Consider the following 18,596-nt stretch of genomic DNA (forward strand, 5'->3'; position numbering starts at 1 on the left):
GATAAATATTTCGAAGCAAATGTAAGGAAAGGAAGAGACGAAGATTGAGGTGATCGTTATCAACCGGTTAGTCAAAAAAGCACAAAAAGGGGATGAAAAGGCATATATTACCCTTTTTCAACAATACGAGGCAGATATTTATCGGATGGCATTTGTATATGTTAAAAATCAAGAAGATGCATTGGAAATTGTTCAAGAGACAGCTTATAAATCATTCAGAGAGATCAAGACATTAAAAAATCCGGAGTATTTTAAAACTTGGTTGATTCGAATTGCAATTAACACTGCACTAAGTCACCTGAGTAAGGGAAAGAAAGTAGTACATTTACGACCTGAGTATGCGGAGACATTTTCTACCAATGAAAAAGATGTTTCCCTACAAATAACACTTCAAGATTTAATTGAGCGATTAAATGAAACGGAAAAAAGTGTCGTGCTGTTAAAGTATTACGAGGATCATACAATGGGGGAAATTGCGAGTATATTAGATATGCCGTTAGGTACAGTGAAAACCACTTTATATCGTTCTTTAGACAAACTGCGGGTGCAAATGAAAAGGGAGGATATGTATGAACAATGAAATTAAACGTCAAATGGAAAAGATTGAGGTTCCCGAGGATCTCCATGAAAGATCGAAATTAGGAATTATGCAAGTGAAACAAGCAAGAAAAAAATATAAAAGGACTTCTGGGTGGTTTATCGGTGTTGCAGCTTCTATCCTATTTATTGGTGCGACATTTTTAATCGGTGGTTCCCACTTAACGGATGCAGCAGAAACGTTATTAGTGAAAGTTTTTAGTTTGGAAGAACAAGAACAGATTCAGGAAGGTATTCAGAAAACTGCTCCAGACCCAGAGGGGGGAGCTGTAGAAGCTAAAGCATATTTGCAGCAGATGGAAAAGCACTTACAATTTGCAAAAGAATATCTCTCTCCAGAGGAATATGAAGATTACAGCCGATTAATAGGTGACATGATGAAGATAGATATGGAAAGAATAGAAAACCCTCATGCAGACATGACGAAATTATATAAACGGGAAGAAGAAATCTTGCAGGATGCACAGAAGTATACAGACAAGCTAAATGCGCTAACGAACTATACGTTAGAAGAAGCACAGGAGATGGTTGACTTTGCGATCAACCGACCAGCCTATGTACCGACAGGCTATGATTTAGAAGAGGAAATAGCGTACACGGAGGAAGCGAATCCTTTGGAAGATCCAACAATAACAATCAAGTATGGACAAACAGATGGTGAATTTGGTTTTTATTTGCATATAGAGAAAATAGCTCAAGATAAGTACGATGAATTATCGACCTACGATCATATTGATTCATATGAACTAAATGGATTTGCTTTTCAGCATGCACATGATACTCCTAATGTTGATACAGGCAATGTGCAAGCAATGAGCGTGATGATACCTGGTGAAGAATATGAAGTGATCATGGTTGCGGATATATTATCTAAAGAAGAGATGGAAAAGGTCTTGTTGTCCATGGTGGAAGAGTGAATCTAAGGCTATGATGAGGTTGTCATATTGTCTTTTGAGCACACATTTTTAATAGAAGAAGGGCTATAAAAGAACAACTTGACTGCAATTTTCCAAGTTTCTGACGATGTTTAGGAAATTTTCTAATTGGGGTCTGCTGAACGAAAGAAAAAATCTGTTTTAACTAAAAAGCTTGCCACATTTTCAAAAGAAAATGGCAGGATGGAGCGTAGCTTATTTGTTCAGCAGCCCTAAGTAATCATTGATAACAAAAAATACACCCTCCCCCATCTAATAATGTCGCTAGTTTGTTCACCGCATATTCTACCATTCATCCTCCTCACGATTTCCGTCAACGACCTGTGTAAAGCTAAAGTTGTTTAAGCAAAATGGGATAATGGAGTCAAATGATCTTTATAGAGGATGTTCAAAAAGGCCAACAAAAATGACGTCGTCGAATTTCGGTGTTGCTTGCTTTTCTGGTACTCACGTATGTAAAGCCATTAGGGGATCTTCCGTTAAATTCGCCCACGTCCTGTGGGCAACACGGAAGTCATCACATCCTGTGAAAGTCCGTTCCTCAAAGCTACGCCGCCTTGAACTTCTTGGTCCTTTTTATCGGCCTTTTGAACACGCACTTATAAAAAAAAAATATTGACCTAACAGGTAAATGTAATTATAATGAAGTTGACCTTCAAGGTAAATGACATATAAAAGGGTTGATGACGATACTTCCAAAAATGTTAAATCTGGAATCCAAAAGAAAAGATGTTATAGTAAATGCGGCATTAAAGGAATTTGCCGTGAAGGGCTTTGACGATGCATCAACAAATGTAATTGCAAAAGAGTCTGGGATGTCAAAGGGGTTAATGTTCCACTATGTAAATAGCAAAAAAGACCTTTTTCTATTCCTTTATGATTACTGTACAGACATGATGAATAAAGAATATCTTGATTTAATGAATTTTAACGAACAAGATATTTTTGAAAAGTTGCGACAATCATATCTTCTTCAGATTGAGTTACTACAAAAGCATCCTTGGATTTTCGAATTTATTAAAATAATGACTGCTACTACGAAGTCTGAGGAAATCAATCAGGAGCTAGAAGCAAGAGGCAATGAAGAACAATTAATATGCCATAAGACAATGTTTAATAGGATTGACGAATCTAAATTTAGGGAAGGCTTAGACGTTGAAAGAGGAAAGCAGTTTATTTTTTGGTTGAATATTGGTTTTACCAATCAGATATTAGAGAAGATAAGAAACTCAAAAATGACCGACTTGGACTATAACAATATTCTTACAGAGCTTGATGGTTACTTGAATGAACTCAGGAAAATCTTTTATAAATAGATAGTTTGCTGTGGACTCTACCTGATTCTATCTACTTTGAAACGATGAAAAATAACTGCTGGGAGTCTTGATGCCACGCTAAAAGATTATACATACAAAAAATAAGAGAATAACAGTGTTCTACCGATTGCAAGTCAATCATTCCTAAATGTAAATATTCACCCATTAAATTTCACGCGGGGAACATCGTATACCCTAAAATGCTGGGTATACCAAGATCCACATGGATTATCCAGAAGAAAGTAGTTAAAGCGATGGAGGAACTTACTCGACTTGAGTAAAGCGCATAAAGAAATTTACAATGGAGAAAAAAAGAGAGAAGTACATCCTTCACTAAAACGGACAGATTTCTCCGAATAAAAATAACCTGAATGGACAGGAGATCGAGGAATGATATGGATCGTCAATCATTAATTAAAAAGTTCGATAAGCAGGCAAAAAAATACAATAAACGACGAAAAAACGGTCAGGCTTATAAGTTTCGTCAACGAATTTTTCAAGAAGCTGAAGGAAAAGTTTTGGAGGTTGGCATTGGTTCTGGACTTAATTATCCCTTTTACAGTAAAGATATTGAATTGACAGGATTGGATTTTAGTCATGAAATGTTGAAAATAGCTCGAGATGCGGCAAAAGATTATCCTTTTAAAATGACACTTCTACAAAAAGATGTTGAAGCGGTTGAGTTTAGCGAAAACAGCTTTGATACCATCATATCTTCTGGTAGTTTATGTGCCTATCAAGAACCTGTTCATGTTTTAAATAGCTTTCAAAAATGGTGTAAGCCAGAAGGGAAAATACTAATGATGGAGCATGGCACTAGTACAAACAAACCGTTGGCATGGCTACAGAAGTCCTTGAATCCTTTGGCACTAAAGGTTGTAGGGTGCCACCAGAACAGAAATATTTCTGAAATCGTAAAAAAGTCTTGTTTACAACTTATTAGGGAGGAGCGTTACTTGGCTGGTTATTTATATTTGATCTGGGCTAAACCATAAGTTTTTTTCTTCATCTTAAAAATACCTCTATATCATGGACACTTGCTCATCTAAGTTGTGGTTTGAGAATGGTAAAAAGTGTGCAGGAATTGGTCAAATTGTTTAATAAAAAATGTAAAGTGAAAGAGGATTGATTATGGAGCTAGAATATATAAGAGACTATGCGATGTACACAGCGATTTTCGGGATGTTTAGTTTTGTTTGGTTCGGGTGGGCTCAGGAGAATCCTAGAAAAAATTGGCGCAAGTATATTGGGGTTGCTTCCGGAATTGCATTGTTAGTATGCTTGATTGGTGTGTACTTAAGTGTGACACACTGGGATGCGGCTACTACCTTGTCAGAAAAGGACACGTTTACTTATTACTTAATTGTTTTCTACACTGAATTTTTTATAGCTGGTCTAGGCGCCTTTTTGTTGATTCGAAGTAATAAAAAGGGTTATGTTGCTCCATGGGTTGCTTTTATTGTAGGTGTGCACTTTTTCTGGCTAGTAAACATTTTTCAAGACCCTAGCTTGTATATATTAGCTGTACTGATGATAGCAATTGCGGTAATATCACCATGGTTATCTAAAAAATGGAGTGTTGCCAGTAGTGCAATCACAGGCATAGGATCTGGAACAGCTTTATTTTGTTTTGCCATATTGGGATTGATTCGCTATCTATTGGCATAAAAATGATTGCGAATACATGAACGAATCACTGGGCATACAGATATCGTTTCATCGCATGTAGCTCCAATTACTGACCAGATGATTCCTGGATATAGACTTGGAACCCCTTATTGAAGCTGTTTTATATGGGCCGTCTTACTAATCTTTCAATATTCTTAAAAACAATCTTATGGGAGTCAACCGGGTTCCATTGGCAATGTGACCGTTCGATAGTTATTTCGAAAATGTGTGTAAAGACTCATGCATATTGGTTGATCTGACATTTGGTTAAGAAGAATTTCAAACTTAACTCGCAATCTAGAAACGTTAAGATTCTGGCTGAAAACAGACGCCATAAGCTCTAAATACCATTAAGTAAATTTACATAGTACTGCTTCAAACTTTCTTTTAAAATATCAGGCTCAATTATTTTCATGGACATTCCAAAACTGGAAAGGTATTTAATGATAAAATCAAGTTCATTTGGCTCATAAGTACCGACAATGGACATATTTTCTTTCCCATGAACTAATTTCATTGATGGATAATGTTCCTGTTGAAAAAGCTCCTCTCCCTTTCGGTCAATTAAACATTTAAATCGAACTGCATTTTCAGATGGGTTCCAGAGTGAGTGTGCATTTTGTATCGTAATTTCATTTAAGTCCTCTAATGGTGGGATTTCTGTCACTTCAGCAGCTGTGATTCGATCACAACGAAAAACACGATAACCTTTTTTACACATATCATATGCCCGACAATACCAATAGCCCTTCATGAAGTAAATGGCAATTGGCTGAATCATACGAGTACTTTTTTAAGTGACCTTTTGATAGTTTATTTTTAATACTTTATTATTTATCGCCGCCTTCAACAAAATTTCTAAATGTTCACTATCCTTAATTTGATCAGTATGTCTAAAGGAAACTCGTTTTTGTATTCTCACTATATCTTGTCTTTGGCTTTCTGATAATTCATTAAGAAATTTTTTGTGTATCGAATGAAAAGACACTTGAAAAGGTAAATTTGAGAAGCTTTGCAGTGCTTGCATGGCAAAATAAAGTGCATAAACTTCTTGACTGCTAAAAGAAATCGGTGGAAGCTGCATTTGATTAAGTAAACGATATCCTCCATCACGACTATATTCAGCATATATTGGTGCACCAATTTCCTCCAACGCTGTAATATCTCTTAATGCAGTTCTTTTAGATATTTGAAATTCACGCATTAAATCTCGAAATGTAAAATGCTTTTTTTGATTGATGAAGCGTAGCATTTGGTTTATACGCTCTGACTTTTTCACAAAAACACTTCCCAATGGTGTCATGATTTGTCACCTTTGATAACTATACTAAAAGTGTATAAAGAAATGAAGGAAATGAATCCTCACTTTAGCTATAAAGAAGGGCAGGGTGGATATATTACACACTCCGTATTGGAAATAGGTGCTAATAAACGAATGATAGCAGAGGAAGAAATGGACTCATCGCGTCCCTGGCAATTAGGTAACAGCTCAACACTTTGTATTCAGTCGAAAGATAACAACGTAATTACTAACCTTGATCAATCTCTTGTTCAACATGAGGAGGTTACCGTGTTAGTACCACTTAAAGAAAATTCGTTCAGCCCCGGGTATTCTATTATACGGGGTCCGTTTGGAATTGTTATTCAGCTTTGTGTAACGATACATGATTTTTAATATTATAGAGGTGGAAAAAAGTGAAATCACACGAAGAGTTGCAAGGCATGATCAAAAGTGTGCGCAAGATCTGTCTTTTGCTGCCCGAAGTCGTTGAGCATACCGATGGTTTTGGGCACACTTCCTTTCAAATTCACGGAAAATCTTTTGTGAAACTTACTGAAAGAGCCGGTTTGTCATTTAAATCAAATCAGGAAACACAAGCTTTTTTACTGCAGAAAGAGCAGTATTTTAAAACTCCTTATATAGGACGTCATGGTTGGGTATCTATACAACATCCGCATAATGGAGACTGGGATGAACTGACCGAATTGATTCAAGAAGCCTATTTGCGGGCCGCGCCGAAGCACTTAGTTAAGGAATGGATTGGGCTGCATAGGAAGTGAGTTTTTCTCCGCGGCGTTACTAAAAACTTCGAAATAAGTGCGCATAAGGCTCAGATGGAAAAATGAAGCAAACTAAGAACTCGGGCGTCCTGGGACTCCGCTAAATGCTCGTCCCACCGTAAAGCATTGTCTCAGGCGTTTGCCCTAGCACGTCCTGTGCGTCGAAACTCCATCTGAACCAAGTCTTCTTTATAAAAATTACGCGGAAGAGAGATATGATTGGTTAACTAGATTCCTTGATAAAGTTATTCCATTATAGGGCGCAATGATGGATTAAAATAGTAACTCAATTTAAAAAGCTCAGATTTAATTTAAATCCGAGCTGTGCAAGTTATATTATGAATTCGTTGTCAACGAGTATGCAAATGGATGTGTTGTTTCTATTATTATTAGAGGTTGTTCAAAAAGTCCAACAAAAATGACACATCGAATTTCTGCGTTTGCTTGCTTTTCCGGTACTCACGTATGTAAAAGCATACGCTCCGTTCCTCAAAGCTACGCCGCCTTGAGCTTCTCGATCCTTTTTATCGACCTTTTTGAAACACGCACTATGAGCATTTTTCTCTCCCAAAACTGAATCGGTTATATTTAAATGGATTTCCTCCCTTAACTTCCGATCAATTCCTTTTTTCGTTCGGGGTTACTAGTATTTGCTTCATCCATTCTTGTCATAGGAACCGATTCATCGACATTGAAAAAGTTCTCTATTTTTCTCACATCATTATTAGCCTCACGAAGTGCGATATGTTTATGACTAAATTTGGAAGGGGAGTCAATTCCACATGAAGCTCCGAGCATGAACAAACCTTCACGCATTGTTCTTAAATAATTAGCAGTACGGAATCTTTTTTCTTCCACGACGACCCCTGCTTCTAAGTGTGGCAAATGTGATGTAATTCCGACTGGACAAAGATTTGTATGGCATTTTCCAGCATTAATGCAACCAACTGTATTCATGGCAGCACGTGCGATATAAATAAGATCAGCTCCAAGTGATAAGGCAATGGCCATTTTATCTGCTGTTGCTAGCATTCCAGATGCAATAATTTTTACATTGTCACGAACATCATACTTACGTAATGTTTTATCTAAAATATGGATCCCTGAATAGATTGGTAAACCTAGGCTATCGGCCATTTCTTGATAAGTCGCTCCTGTCCCACCTTCCGCTCCATCTATCGATATAAAGTCCGGGGTTTTTCCGGTAGCTTTCATGTAACGAGCTAAGTCATCAAAGGAGTGATTATCACCTGCAACAACTTTAATTCCAACCGGTTTTCCAGTTATCTCTTGCCAATGAGTGACCCACTGAAATAGTCCATCCATATCAGAAAAAAGTGGAAACCGATTTGGACTTTCTACGTCTCTTCCCATTTCAACTCCTCTAATGGATGCAATTTCGGGGGTAATTTTTTCTTTCGGTAATTTTCCTCCACGTACCTTTGCACCTTGAGCTAATTTTAGTTCAATTGCCTTTACCTCAGGTTTTAGTGCATTTTTCAAAAAGGTTTCTTCACAATATTTTCCGTCTTTTCTAGCGCCGAATAAACCGGAGCCAATTTGAAAGATTAAATCAGCTGTTTTTTGAGTTAATACACCTTGTGAAACGAGGTTATCTACGTGGAACATCACCCCTTTTCCGAAACGATTTTCTAATTCAAAGTGAGAACAGTTCGGATTTTCCGTTACATATTGGACAATTCTCTCACTTAAGCGATCGACAAGTTCTAGTGTACCATCTTTTATTTCATATACTTTTGATAGATGATAAGGAGATATTCCACCTTCCCCTGTATTCATATAACTGCCACCACTAATTGCAACCCCTTGGGCTAATGCTTTTACAGCACTTTTTGATAAAGCTCCATAACTCATGGCAGATACACCGACTAACCCTTTGACATGAAAAGGCTGTTTACGAGTCTTCCCGATCGTTATCTTATGCTCTTCGGTTAAGTGCCAAGGCTTTACTTCTACTTGATTACGCTTTTCTTTTCGACTCGTAACAGATTCATTTAAAATTTGATAGGTGTAAGATGTAATAAGTGGATCGTTATCGACACTTAACTCCTCCACATTTAGTGGAAACATGGAGTTTGTTAAATAAAAGCTCGTTTTAGAAAAGTCTTTTTTGGAACCAAATCCAATAACAGTATTGGCATATTTTCCGGCTTTTGCAATTGTTTCTTGTGTATCTCTGTCAACTGGCTTTCCCTCTTTATCATTTAAAAACCAATACTGCCTAAATTCCGGACCGATCATTTCAAAAATATAGCGAAGCCTTCCTAAAACAGGGTGAGTCTTCAAAATAGAATGTTGATTTTGATACTTATCTCTCAAATAAAGGTAAATTAAAAGAATAATAAGTCCATAGAAAAGTATTAATGGCAAAAGTTTGAAAATCGACATAAATATTGACAGTTTTATCACCTCATTTACCATGATAACAGCTATTTATGAATCTTAAAGGGGAACTCTTCCTTATCTAAAAAAAGTATGAGATTCATGCTTTTTAGGCATCGATTAGATTGGTAAGCTTTCTAAATGGAAAGGGAACAGGCAAGAAGAATCGAAATTGAAATAGTAAGTACTTTTTGCACGGTAATATTTCATTAGACATTTAACACAAAAAGTAAAAAAGTGACTTGATGTTGTCATAAGTCGTGAAAATAGACTTGTGTATTTATCCTCATGAATGAATAATCGTATTTTGGTATGCTTGTAATGGACTTTTTATGGAATTTTTGTTATGAGAATCAAAATGTGAAACCAAAATTGATGATCTGTTAAACATGGAAATGGGGAGGTTTATTAAGTGAAAAGAACTTTAATTCTTATCTTCATTTTCCTAATGAGTACTCTCCTGCTGTCCGGATGTGGTTCCATCCTAAAACCTTTTATGGGTCAAGCTGAAAAGGAGCCTGTAGAGACAGTAGACAAGGAGGGCGAAGAAGAGGAAGAGCAAGAAGTCAAGGAAGAGCCAAAGGAAGCCAAAGAAGAATTTGAAGAGGTGGAGCCTGAAGCGGAAAAAGAACAAGAAGAAGAGCCCATACAAACGGTTAAGCTAGGAGATTATGAAGTATACATAGGTGGGGAAGTAGTTGAAGAGGATGGTAAGATCATCATTCATGGAGAAAGTAACCTACTTCCGGGAGCTCGTGTCGTCGGTGAAGTGCTCGTTGGAGAAGAGGAGGAAAGTGATTTCTTTTCAGATACTTCCGAAATCGTGCAAGATGATGGTTCATTTTATATGGAATTAGCTCATCATGATTCCAATCAGGAAACACAAGTAAGTGTTAAGTTTCACTTTGACGGCCAGCAAGATGACAATATGATTAGACATTACGGAGATCGTGGACAAAACTTAGAAGGACCGTATATTTATAAACATCAAGGTGAAGTCGGTGGGGGGAAACCACAAAATATATTTAAAATGGCCAAAGTAGTGACAACATTTGAACCGAGTGGAGAAAAGGCGATTCGCCATTTTAAAGTAGCAAATTGGAACCCTACTCCGGATGATATGGGAGATACACGTGTTTGGATTGAAGTAGATGAAATCAATAATGATAAAGAATATTTCTACTTACAAGGGCGAAGTAATTTGAGTGAAGGTGCGAATATTTTCGTTCATTACGGTTCTTGGAGACAAGATGAGACGAGGGTTTTACCAGATGGATCTTTTTATCTTAAAATTCCTTACGAATATAGGGAAGATACAAACTTTGTAATTGAATTTAACCCAAACCATTGGTCACAATGGAATGAAATAGAAGAAAGATATGGTGCTGAAGGCCAGAAATTGGTTGGAGACTTAGTCGTTCAAGATAAGTATAGTGATAAACAATACATTGAAAAAGTAGTAGAAGAAGAGTCACAATTAATCGATATTCCAGCTAATGTCGAGTTAGAAGTTGAGGGATCTGAAGTGACCATGCTAGTTCCTGATAACATTCTCTTTGACTATGATAAATACGATTTGAAAAAAGAAGCGCAAGAAACGCTTAATGAAATTAGTCAAACGTTAGAAAGTGCGTTTAATAAGAAGGATCTTGATATTCTCATTATCGGTCATACAGATAACACGGGATCAAAAGAATACAATCAAGAGCTATCTAAACAACGGGCAGATGAAGTGAAAAAGCATATAGAAAAGCAATTAAAATCAAAAGACATGTCCATTACGACAGAGGGCTATGGTGATTCAAAACCAATAGCTTCTAATGATACAGAAGAAGGGCAAGCCAAAAATCGTCGTGTCGAAATAATCATTAACTTAGCTGATAGATAAAGAATCGGTTTTAAGAAAGTAGATGGAGTAGGCATTCTTTAGGTCGAATTAAACGCCTACCCCTTTCATTTACCTAGTGGATGGCAAGTATTCAAAATAATCAAAGGAAGGTATACGAGGGATGAATAGAAATAAATTAGTTGCAAGTATTTTACTATTTTCATTGTTACTAATAGCAGGATGCGGTAACTTACTGAAGTCGAAAGAAGATACTGACGCAAGCTCTTCTGATGGAGATAAGAAAGGGACAGAGGAAGAAGTAAAAGGTGATAGTGAAGAAACGGCAAACCTAGGAGACTATCATATCGTTCTTAGCGGTGATGTAAAAGAAGAGGGCGATCAATTTATTATTGAGGGAAAAAGTAATTTAATTCCGGGTTCTCGAATTGTTGGAGAAGTTGTTGTTGATGAAGGCGAGACAGTTTTTTCCGATACATCTGAACTCATTGACGATGATGGAAGTTTTTATATGGAGCTTGAACATCATCAATACGGTGAAGCGGAAATCATCGTTCGTTTTGATTTTGATGGTGTACAAGAAGATGAGGTTAAAAGACATTATGGGGAAAAAGGTCAAAAGTTAGAAGGACCATTTATCTATAAACACGAAACGTATGATGGTATTTTGAAAAAAGCGGAAGCAAAAATTGCTTATGAACCAGGTGGGGCAAATGATCTAACAATGAAAGCTCCCGAATGGAATGATCTACCAGAGGATTATGGTGATCCACGTGTTTGGATCGAAGTAGATGACATTACAGAAGATGGCGAGTTTTTCTATGTCAGTGGACGTAGTAATATCCTTGAAGGTAGTGAAATTAAAGTAGACTATAAATACAATCGAGACAAAACACAAGTAAAACCTGACGGATCCTTTGAATTTAAATTTGATTATGAATACTTAGAGGATCAAGAAATTGTCATTACCTTTGAACCATCTGCTTGGCAGTGGAATGAAATTGAAGAAGCTTACGGCTCGACTGGACAGAAGTTAGTCGGAAATCTAGTAGTATCTGATAAATATAATACAGATAAACAGTATATTGAGAAACGAATTCCATGGGATAATAAATCGGCACAAAGTAGTAATAGTGAAAATGGATCAAATAGTGATGACACGGATGCTGACGATGACTCAAAAAATAATTCCGATGCAGATGATGAAGAAGAGAATCCAGATGAAGAATAGGAGCAGAGTTAGATGATCAAATACCGAAAATTATCGATCATTACTATTGTACTTATTGCTAGTTTGCTTCTAGCTAGCTGTGGGAAGTCAGGTAGTTCCAAAGTGTCCTTAGGTGGAGAAGTAATTGAAAAAGGCGATAAAATTATTATAAAAGGGAAAAGCAATTTAAAAGCGGGTTCACGGGTCATTGGAAAATTGATTGTCAATGAAGATGAAGTCCTTTCAGAAGCGACCGAACTTGTTGATAAAAAGGGCAAATTCAAAATGGAAATGGATCATCATCAATATGGTGATGCAGAAGTAGTCGTTACATTCGACTTTTTAGAAAGTTATCAAGAAGAAGATATAGTAGAAAAATATGGTGAAGGTGGAGAAAAACTCGAAGGTCCGTTCGTATATGTAGATGATCATTGGGAAGCAGATCAAATAAATAAAAAAGCGGAAGTTCGCCTTGCACTAAAAGCTGATGACGAAAGTAACAAGCATAAATTTGAAGAGCCGAAATGGGAAAAACGCCCGAAAGATTATGGTGATACAAGAGTTTGGTTTGAAGTCGATGACATTACAGATGATGGTGAATTCTTTTATTTAAAAGGCAGAACGAATCTTTTAGAAGGAAGTTTAGTTTCAGGTTTTTATTCAGACAGTTGGGGAACTACGGATGAAACGAGAGTAAATCCTGATGGTACATTTGATTTAAAAATGGAGTATAAATATTCTGAAGATCCGTATTTTACGCTTGAATTTAGCCCTTATTCTCAATGGGAATCGATTAGGGAAAATTATGGCCATGACGGTGAAAAGTTAGTAGGAAATAATATTGAAACATCGGGAAATACACAAAGTATAAGAGAAATTATTGATTATAAGCATGAATAGTAAATAGTGAAAAAGCTGTTAAGTGCAAAACTTTGCAGCTTTTTTCGTTGTCTAGGAAATTATATTTAAATATAATTGTGGATAAGTTTATTTGAACTATTAGTCGCGTCTAGCTTAAGCGCTAAAGCTGTAGCAAATTTCAAGCTTCCTCCTACGATAAAGAAGACTTGCCGATTGGCTTTAGACAGAGGCTTAGTCGCACTTATGCCCTTGGGTGAAAGTCAACATCGGTTCAAGTTTTAAGGAAGGCCGACTAAAATCGGGCTTTGCGCCCAACGTCGGCATACCCCTATGAAGGGGCATGTTTCCTTTATCTCGTCAGAAGCTCTCCAATTTGTACGTCGCTACGACGCACAGGACGTGCTAGTACAGGCGTTGCGACAGGACGTCGCGCTTTTAGCCTGTAAGAGCGCTTGCACATTTGTTCTTTTGTTAAAGAACAAATGTAAACACCTCACTGGAAATTCGACAAAATCTGTTCTGCTTTTTTAATTCAAGGAGGAAAAAATAGTTCATTTTATTATTTCAACCTAAAATAGTGAACCGTTAGGTTGAGAATTTATACAATATTAGTTAACGAAAATAAAACATTTATGGGAATATATACATAATATGCGGGGATAAAGTAATCTGAAAATTGTAAAAGGTTAACGTTTATAAGGCTTAAGAATCTTGAAATCATTTACATTGAATTTAAAATAATAATATAACATGTTATTTATTGTTAAAAACTCACAAGAAGAGGAAGTCATAATATGAAAGCGATTTTAGTTGACGATGAGCCATTAGCTTTAGATATCTTAGAAAAATTCATTAACGAAAATGATGAAATGTCAGTTGTTGCTAAAATTACTAATCCACATTTAGCTATCAAGGAAATTATTCAACAAGATGTCAATGTAGTCTTTCTAGACATTAATTTACCTGGAATTAATGGATTAGAGATGGCAGAAATTATTTTAGGGGAAAAGCCTAATCTAATTATTATCTTTATTACAGCACATGCTGAATATGCGTTACAGGCTTTTGATGTACATGCACTTGATTATTTAGTAAAGCCAATTACAGATAGCCGTATACGTAAAACAATCAACCGGGTAAAGAGTAAACTAAATGCTAAAAAGGATGTCTTAAAAGTAATTCATTTGAAAATGTGCAATCATTTTGCAATTAATGTAAATAATGATACATTTGAAACTATTTCATGGAGAACGGCCAAAGTACAAGAGGTTTTTTTATATTTAATGCACAATCGAGAAAAAATTGTACGCAAGTCTACATTGATTGACTTACTCTGGTCTGAGACTGATCCTGATCGAGCATACTCGCAATTATACAATACTATTTATAATGTTAGAAAAGGTTTAAAACGGTTTCAAGAGCATTTTCAACTCAAAAGTACAAGTGAGGGCTATATATTATATACTAGTAAGAATATTTTGATTGACATTGATGATTGGAAGAAAGACGTATCTTCTCTTCCGAAGCTCAATTGGGATACAATAAATTTATATAAAGATTCTATGTATAAGTATACTGGAGCATACTTAAATGATTATGATTATTGGTGGGCGGAGGGAGATAGATATAAATATGAACAATTATGGCAAAAAGTTGCTTTTGAAATAGCCGACTTTTATTTTGAACAGTCAAAACTAGAAGATGCAAAAACATGGTATTTAAAAATTTGCAACGAAAGTTTATCAGAAAGGGCCTATTTATCTTTGATGAAAATTCATGCGGCCGAGCAAAATTATGAAGTTGTGAATAGGGTTTATGATAGATTAAAAGAAAAACTACAAGATGAATATAATGTAAAACCGAGTGGAAAAGTAACAAGTTGGTATATGAATTGGTTAAGTGAGAGGAATTTTATTAACTCTCATTCGCTTTAGCTATCAAATTATTACTAATTCGAAGGTTATTAAGTTTTACAGATTGGAACTGCCCATCTATTTATATATAGGGCAGTTTTTTTTCGAATTATTATAAAAATTTCCCCCCACACTTAAATGATACTTTAGCATTACATATCGAGGCTTATTTCTGTATATCTTTCACCCTCGCAAGCGTTTAATGGGAATTCTTGTCTATTATTCTATTAAGAAACAGTACAAAACTCCTGTTATTTGTTTATGTGTACAGAAAATGTATAGAAATTGTATAAAAAATGTATGGGTCAATTTTATATTCTTATTGTAGGAGTGTATAGTCTATTCATTTATTTAGACTATTAACCCAATTTATATAAATTTAAAATAAGGAGGGTACAAAATTGAGTCGCAGGAAAATAGTAACAGGCAGAATGAAGGCTAGAGTCCAGAAAAGCATGGTATTTTTAGCAATGTTTTTAATTTTATTAAATGGAATTCTTCCATCGGCTTCTTCGTTTTCTGTTGAAGCTTCGGAGAAATCTGAAATAGAAGAAATAAATGATCCTGAAGTTTCCAAAACTATTGATGGAGAAAAGACAAAAGAAATGCACAAAGGAGAAGATTACAAATATGATGTAAACGTTCTCCTTCCAAAAGATTTATCAGGTTATTCAACTATCTCTATTTTAGATAAGCTTGATAGTCGATTAAAAGTGATAGACACAATGATTTTAATCGATGGGGAAGAAGAGGTAGAGTCTAAGGAAAAGTCAGATGAGGTATTAAAGGCCAAAGTAGAAGGTCAAATCGTCACGTTTGAAATAGATTTAACAGATGAAAAACTAGAGGAACTTGCAGGGAAAGAATTAACGCTCCAAATTACAGCGCAAGTGAAGGAAGATGCGGGCACTGGAGAAGAAATTGAAAACATTGCAGAGATTATGATTAACGATAATCCTGCTATTGAAACGAATCCTGCAGTTGTCACGCCGATTGATTTGGAGGAAAAGGATCAGGCAGAGCCAAATGAAGCAAAGGAAAAGGAACAGGCAAAGCCCGATGAGTTAAAAGAAGAAAAGGAACAGGCGGAGCCCGATGAGTTAAAAGAAGAAAAGGATCAGGCGGAACCAACCGCTTCAAAAGAAGATGGTGAAAAAAACGTCGAATCTAATGAAAACCCATCTGCTGAGAAAAGCGCTAAGGCTTCAGCAAATGATGTTGCAGCAGCTGCAGCGGCGTTGACAGCGAACTTAGTAGATACTTATGCTACTATTACTGTAAATAATGTTCCCTACATCTATCACTTTTCCGGCACTAAGCCTTACAGCTATATTGATAGGGTACAAATTACAGGTCTCCCTAATTGGACAAACATGAATTCGTTAAATGCACTAGCTGTTTCTAAGTCTGGTGTAATATATTTTTCGGTTAACGGAGTTACAGGTGGAAGTGCACTTCCTAGAGTATACAGGATTGATAGCGCAGGGAAAGCAACTTGGGTAGGGAATTTAAAAGGAGCTACGGTAAATGCTACCATGGTTGATGATAGGTATTACTATGTGGTTGGCGGCAACACATTGCATTATGTTGATGTGACTACTGGGGCAACTGGGGTTGTAAACTTGGTTAATCCTTCTGGTGTACCTTTGGATGGGTTAGGAGCTGACATGGTTGCGGACGCAGATGGTTATATTTGGACTTCGCAAGCCGACAGTATTATTCAAATTAATCCACGGACTTCTGAAATATTACGTAGACTTCCTGTTTCAGGGTTAAGTGCTTTTCCTTCTGGTGTGAGGGGGATGGCCTTTACTTCCGAAGGGAAAATCTTGATTAGTACTAATGGATATAATACTCCAAATACATTCTATACAATTGACGAAGATGGAAAACTGACTTTGGAGGGAGACAAAGGTGCGGTACCTATAACATCAGGTGGGATTGGAGATTTAGGCTCAGCATTGACACCAGTCTTTGAACCTTTTCCACCGATATTAGAATCAGATAAAGAAGTTAAAATAGTACAAAAAGGATTAGGAAATAGAGTCAATCAAATATCAGATCAAATACAAACAGGTGACACACTAGCTTATACGATTCGAGCACGAAATACGAAAGCTGCACCTAGTATTTTGAAAGGCCTGTCAATTACAGATACCCTGCCAGCAGGAGTAGAATATGTTCCTGGAACATTAATGATTGACAATCAATCCATGAGTGATTCCTCTGGCGATGACAACGGAGAATTCGTTAATGGAACGGTTACAGGTAATATTGGTGATGTCCTGGATACTAATTATCACACTCTTACATTCCAAGTTAAAGTATTGCCAGGATATGAAGAAAATAAGATTCTAAATACTGCGGATGTTGAATCTTTGAATACTGATCCGCAGAATCCCACAGCAGAATTTGTAGTTGAACCCGGCAATGCGGACATGACGCTTGAAAAAATGGTTGACCATGATAAAGCCTATGTGGGCGATATCTTGACTTATACAGTGAAGGCCTCAAACAGCTCCACAGGTGGAGCATGGAATGGGACGATTGCAGATAATCTTCCTGAAGGTTTGGAATTAGTTTCAGGCACGACCCAGTTGAACGAGACAGTCTTGGCAGATGAAGATGTCTGGACGGATTCTCAATTGAGTGTGCAAGACGTGGCACTTAAAGCAGGAGAAACGGCGACAGTGATCTTCCAAGTGAAGGTACTGGATAGCGTATTGAATGAAACAATTATCAACGTCGCGACGGCAGACGATCCAAGCGATTCGGATGATCCGATTGATTCAAATGAAGTAAAAACGTCTATTCTGTATAAAGATCCTGTCCTTCAATCGGAGAAATCTTCTAAGATTGAGATGAAAGCAAGTGGAAATACCGATGCGGACAATCCAGAAGTAGGCGATACAATTCGTTACACTATTACAACGAAGAATACAATCGAAGATAGCTTGGTCGAAAACTTAGTAATCACCGATATGATTCCAGCAGGTTTAACGTATGTGCCAGATAGTCTAGAAGTAGATGGCAAGTCCGTGACAGATGCGAAAGATGAAGATGCGGGTCATGTAGTGGACAGTGAAGTCACAGGTACCTTCGGTGATGTGACAGATACGAACGATCATACGGTCACATTCTTAGTAACAGTAGACAAAGGTCAGTCGGGAAAGACGATTAAAAACATCGCCGTTGTAGGTGGAGACAATGGAGATCCAAATGAGCCGGAAGAAGAGGTCGACATTTATCCAAGAGAACCAAAGCTAGAATCGAAAAAGTCCTCGAAATTGGAGAAGAAAGCAGAAGGAAATACCGATGCGGACAATCCAGAAGTAGGCGATACAATTCGTTACACAATTACAACGAAGAATACAATCGAAGATAGCTTGGTCGAAAACTTAGTAATCACTGATATGATTCCAGCAGGTTTAACGTATGTACCAGGCAGTCTAGAAGTAGATGGCAAGTCAGTGACAGATTCAAAAGACACTGATGCCGGTCATGTAGTGGACAGTGAAGTCACAGGTACCTTCGGTGATGTGACAGATACGAACGATCATACGGTCACATTCTTAGTAACAGTAGACAAAGGTCAGTCAGGAAAGACGATTAAAAACATCGCCGTTGTAGGTGGAGACAATGGAGATCCAAATGAGCCGGAAGAAGAGGTCGACATTTATCCAAGAGAACCAAAGCTAGAATCGAAAAAGTCCTCGAAATTGGAGAAGAAAGCAGAAGGAAATACCGATGCGGACAATCCAGAAGTAGGCGATACAATTCGTTACA

The 18,596-nt window shown here is 36.8% G+C and carries 15 protein-coding genes; 12 read left to right on the forward strand and 3 right to left on the reverse strand.

The genetic code is table 11. The features are described from left to right. Window positions 1-49 precede the first annotated feature (49 nt). The 5 genes from DFR56_RS17965 to DFR56_RS17985 all read left to right on the forward strand — a co-directional run bounded on the left by DFR56_RS17965 (window position 50) and on the right by DFR56_RS17985 (window position 4,516). Window positions 50-580 carry a sigma-70 family RNA polymerase sigma factor gene (locus DFR56_RS17965; protein ID WP_342353173.1) on the forward strand — a complete coding sequence of 177 codons (531 nt, stop codon included), beginning with the start codon at window positions 50-52 and terminating at the stop codon, window positions 578-580. Next, window positions 570-1,514, forward strand: coding sequence for a hypothetical protein (locus DFR56_RS17970; protein ID WP_110396830.1), 945 nt, complete (start codon window positions 570-572; stop codon window positions 1,512-1,514). Before DFR56_RS17965 ends, DFR56_RS17970 begins: the two co-directional genes overlap by 11 nt. Before the next feature lie 701 nt (window positions 1,515-2,215). Continuing rightward, entirely contained in the window at window positions 2,216-2,848 is a 633-nt protein-coding gene (locus DFR56_RS17975) for a TetR/AcrR family transcriptional regulator (RefSeq protein ID WP_110396831.1), read from the forward strand. 395 nt (window positions 2,849-3,243) lie between these two features. Next, entirely contained in the window at window positions 3,244-3,843 is a 600-nt protein-coding gene (locus DFR56_RS17980; protein WP_110396832.1) for a class I SAM-dependent methyltransferase, read from the forward strand. Window positions 3,844-3,979: 136 nt separating this feature from the next. Then, entirely contained in the window at window positions 3,980-4,516 is a 537-nt protein-coding gene (locus DFR56_RS17985) for a hypothetical protein (RefSeq protein WP_110396833.1), read from the forward strand. A 340-nt stretch (window positions 4,517-4,856) separates the two neighbouring features. Here the strand turns inward: DFR56_RS17985 and DFR56_RS23560 are convergent, their stop codons facing one another. Further along, on the reverse strand, window positions 4,857-5,297 hold the full coding sequence (locus DFR56_RS23560; RefSeq protein WP_242694766.1) for a WYL domain-containing protein: 441 nt from the start codon (window positions 5,295-5,297) through the stop codon (window positions 4,857-4,859). A 12-nt stretch (window positions 5,298-5,309) separates the two neighbouring features. Next, window positions 5,310-5,819, reverse strand: a complete 510-nt coding sequence (locus tag DFR56_RS23565) for a helix-turn-helix transcriptional regulator (protein WP_244916575.1) — start codon at window positions 5,817-5,819, stop codon at window positions 5,310-5,312. Between the two features lie 42 nt (window positions 5,820-5,861). Between DFR56_RS23565 and DFR56_RS17995 the strand changes: the two genes are divergently transcribed. Together DFR56_RS17995 and DFR56_RS18000 are read left to right on the forward strand one after the other, a co-directional pair. Beyond that, a complete protein-coding gene (locus DFR56_RS17995) occupies window positions 5,862-6,191 on the forward strand; it encodes a VOC family protein (RefSeq protein WP_110396846.1) in 330 nt (109 codons plus the stop codon). A gap of 20 nt (window positions 6,192-6,211) precedes the next feature. Then, window positions 6,212-6,577, forward strand: coding sequence for an MmcQ/YjbR family DNA-binding protein (locus DFR56_RS18000; RefSeq protein WP_244916576.1), 366 nt, complete (start codon window positions 6,212-6,214; stop codon window positions 6,575-6,577). Between the two features lie 606 nt (window positions 6,578-7,183). Here the strand turns inward: DFR56_RS18000 and DFR56_RS18005 are convergent. After that, a complete protein-coding gene (locus DFR56_RS18005; protein WP_211320652.1) occupies window positions 7,184-8,968 on the reverse strand; it encodes an FMN-binding glutamate synthase family protein in 1,785 nt (594 codons plus the stop codon). Window positions 8,969-9,392: 424 nt separating this feature from the next. On the opposite strand from DFR56_RS18005, the gene DFR56_RS18010 reads away from it, so the two are divergent. The 5 genes from DFR56_RS18010 to DFR56_RS23100 all read left to right on the forward strand — a co-directional run. Continuing rightward, window positions 9,393-10,868 (forward strand): OmpA family protein, encoded by a 1,476-nt coding sequence (locus tag DFR56_RS18010; protein ID WP_110396835.1) that lies wholly within the window; start codon window positions 9,393-9,395, stop codon window positions 10,866-10,868. A 121-nt stretch (window positions 10,869-10,989) separates the two neighbouring features. Then, window positions 10,990-12,057: a hypothetical protein gene (locus tag DFR56_RS18015; protein ID WP_110396836.1), complete on the forward strand. Its 1,068-nt coding sequence runs from the start codon at window positions 10,990-10,992 to the stop codon at window positions 12,055-12,057. Window positions 12,058-12,069: 12 nt separating this feature from the next. Then, window positions 12,070-12,936 (forward strand): hypothetical protein, encoded by an 867-nt coding sequence (locus DFR56_RS18020; protein WP_110396837.1) that lies wholly within the window; start codon window positions 12,070-12,072, stop codon window positions 12,934-12,936. A gap of 755 nt (window positions 12,937-13,691) precedes the next feature. Beyond that, a complete protein-coding gene (locus DFR56_RS18025; protein WP_110396838.1) occupies window positions 13,692-14,831 on the forward strand; it encodes a response regulator in 1,140 nt (379 codons plus the stop codon). A 380-nt stretch (window positions 14,832-15,211) separates the two neighbouring features. Next, the coding region (locus tag DFR56_RS23100; RefSeq protein ID WP_110396839.1) for an isopeptide-forming domain-containing fimbrial protein at window positions 15,212-18,596 on the forward strand (3,385 nt) is incomplete at its 3' end.

The organism is Pseudogracilibacillus auburnensis, from assembly GCF_003201975.1.
GTDB lineage: Bacteria > Bacillota > Bacilli > Bacillales > Amphibacillaceae > Pseudogracilibacillus > Pseudogracilibacillus auburnensis.

Coding starts and splice junctions, on each gene's coding strand:
- DFR56_RS18015 (WP_110396836.1), top strand. CDS start 10,990: ATGAATAGAAATAAATTAGTTGCAAGTATTTTACTATTTTCATTGTTA.
- DFR56_RS17970 (WP_110396830.1), top strand. CDS start 570: ATGAACAATGAAATTAAACGTCAAATGGAAAAGATTGAGGTTCCCGAG.
- DFR56_RS18020 (WP_110396837.1), top strand. CDS start 12,070: ATGATCAAATACCGAAAATTATCGATCATTACTATTGTACTTATTGCT.
- DFR56_RS23560 (WP_242694766.1), bottom strand. CDS start 5,297: ATGATTCAGCCAATTGCCATTTACTTCATGAAGGGCTATTGGTATTGT.
- DFR56_RS17985 (WP_110396833.1), top strand. CDS start 3,980: ATGGAGCTAGAATATATAAGAGACTATGCGATGTACACAGCGATTTTC.
- DFR56_RS17975 (WP_110396831.1), top strand. CDS start 2,216: ATGACGATACTTCCAAAAATGTTAAATCTGGAATCCAAAAGAAAAGAT.
- DFR56_RS18025 (WP_110396838.1), top strand. CDS start 13,692: ATGAAAGCGATTTTAGTTGACGATGAGCCATTAGCTTTAGATATCTTA.
- DFR56_RS23565 (WP_244916575.1), bottom strand. CDS start 5,819: ATGACACCATTGGGAAGTGTTTTTGTGAAAAAGTCAGAGCGTATAAAC.
- DFR56_RS17995 (WP_110396846.1), top strand. CDS start 5,862: ATGAAGGAAATGAATCCTCACTTTAGCTATAAAGAAGGGCAGGGTGGA.
- DFR56_RS17980 (WP_110396832.1), top strand. CDS start 3,244: ATGGATCGTCAATCATTAATTAAAAAGTTCGATAAGCAGGCAAAAAAA.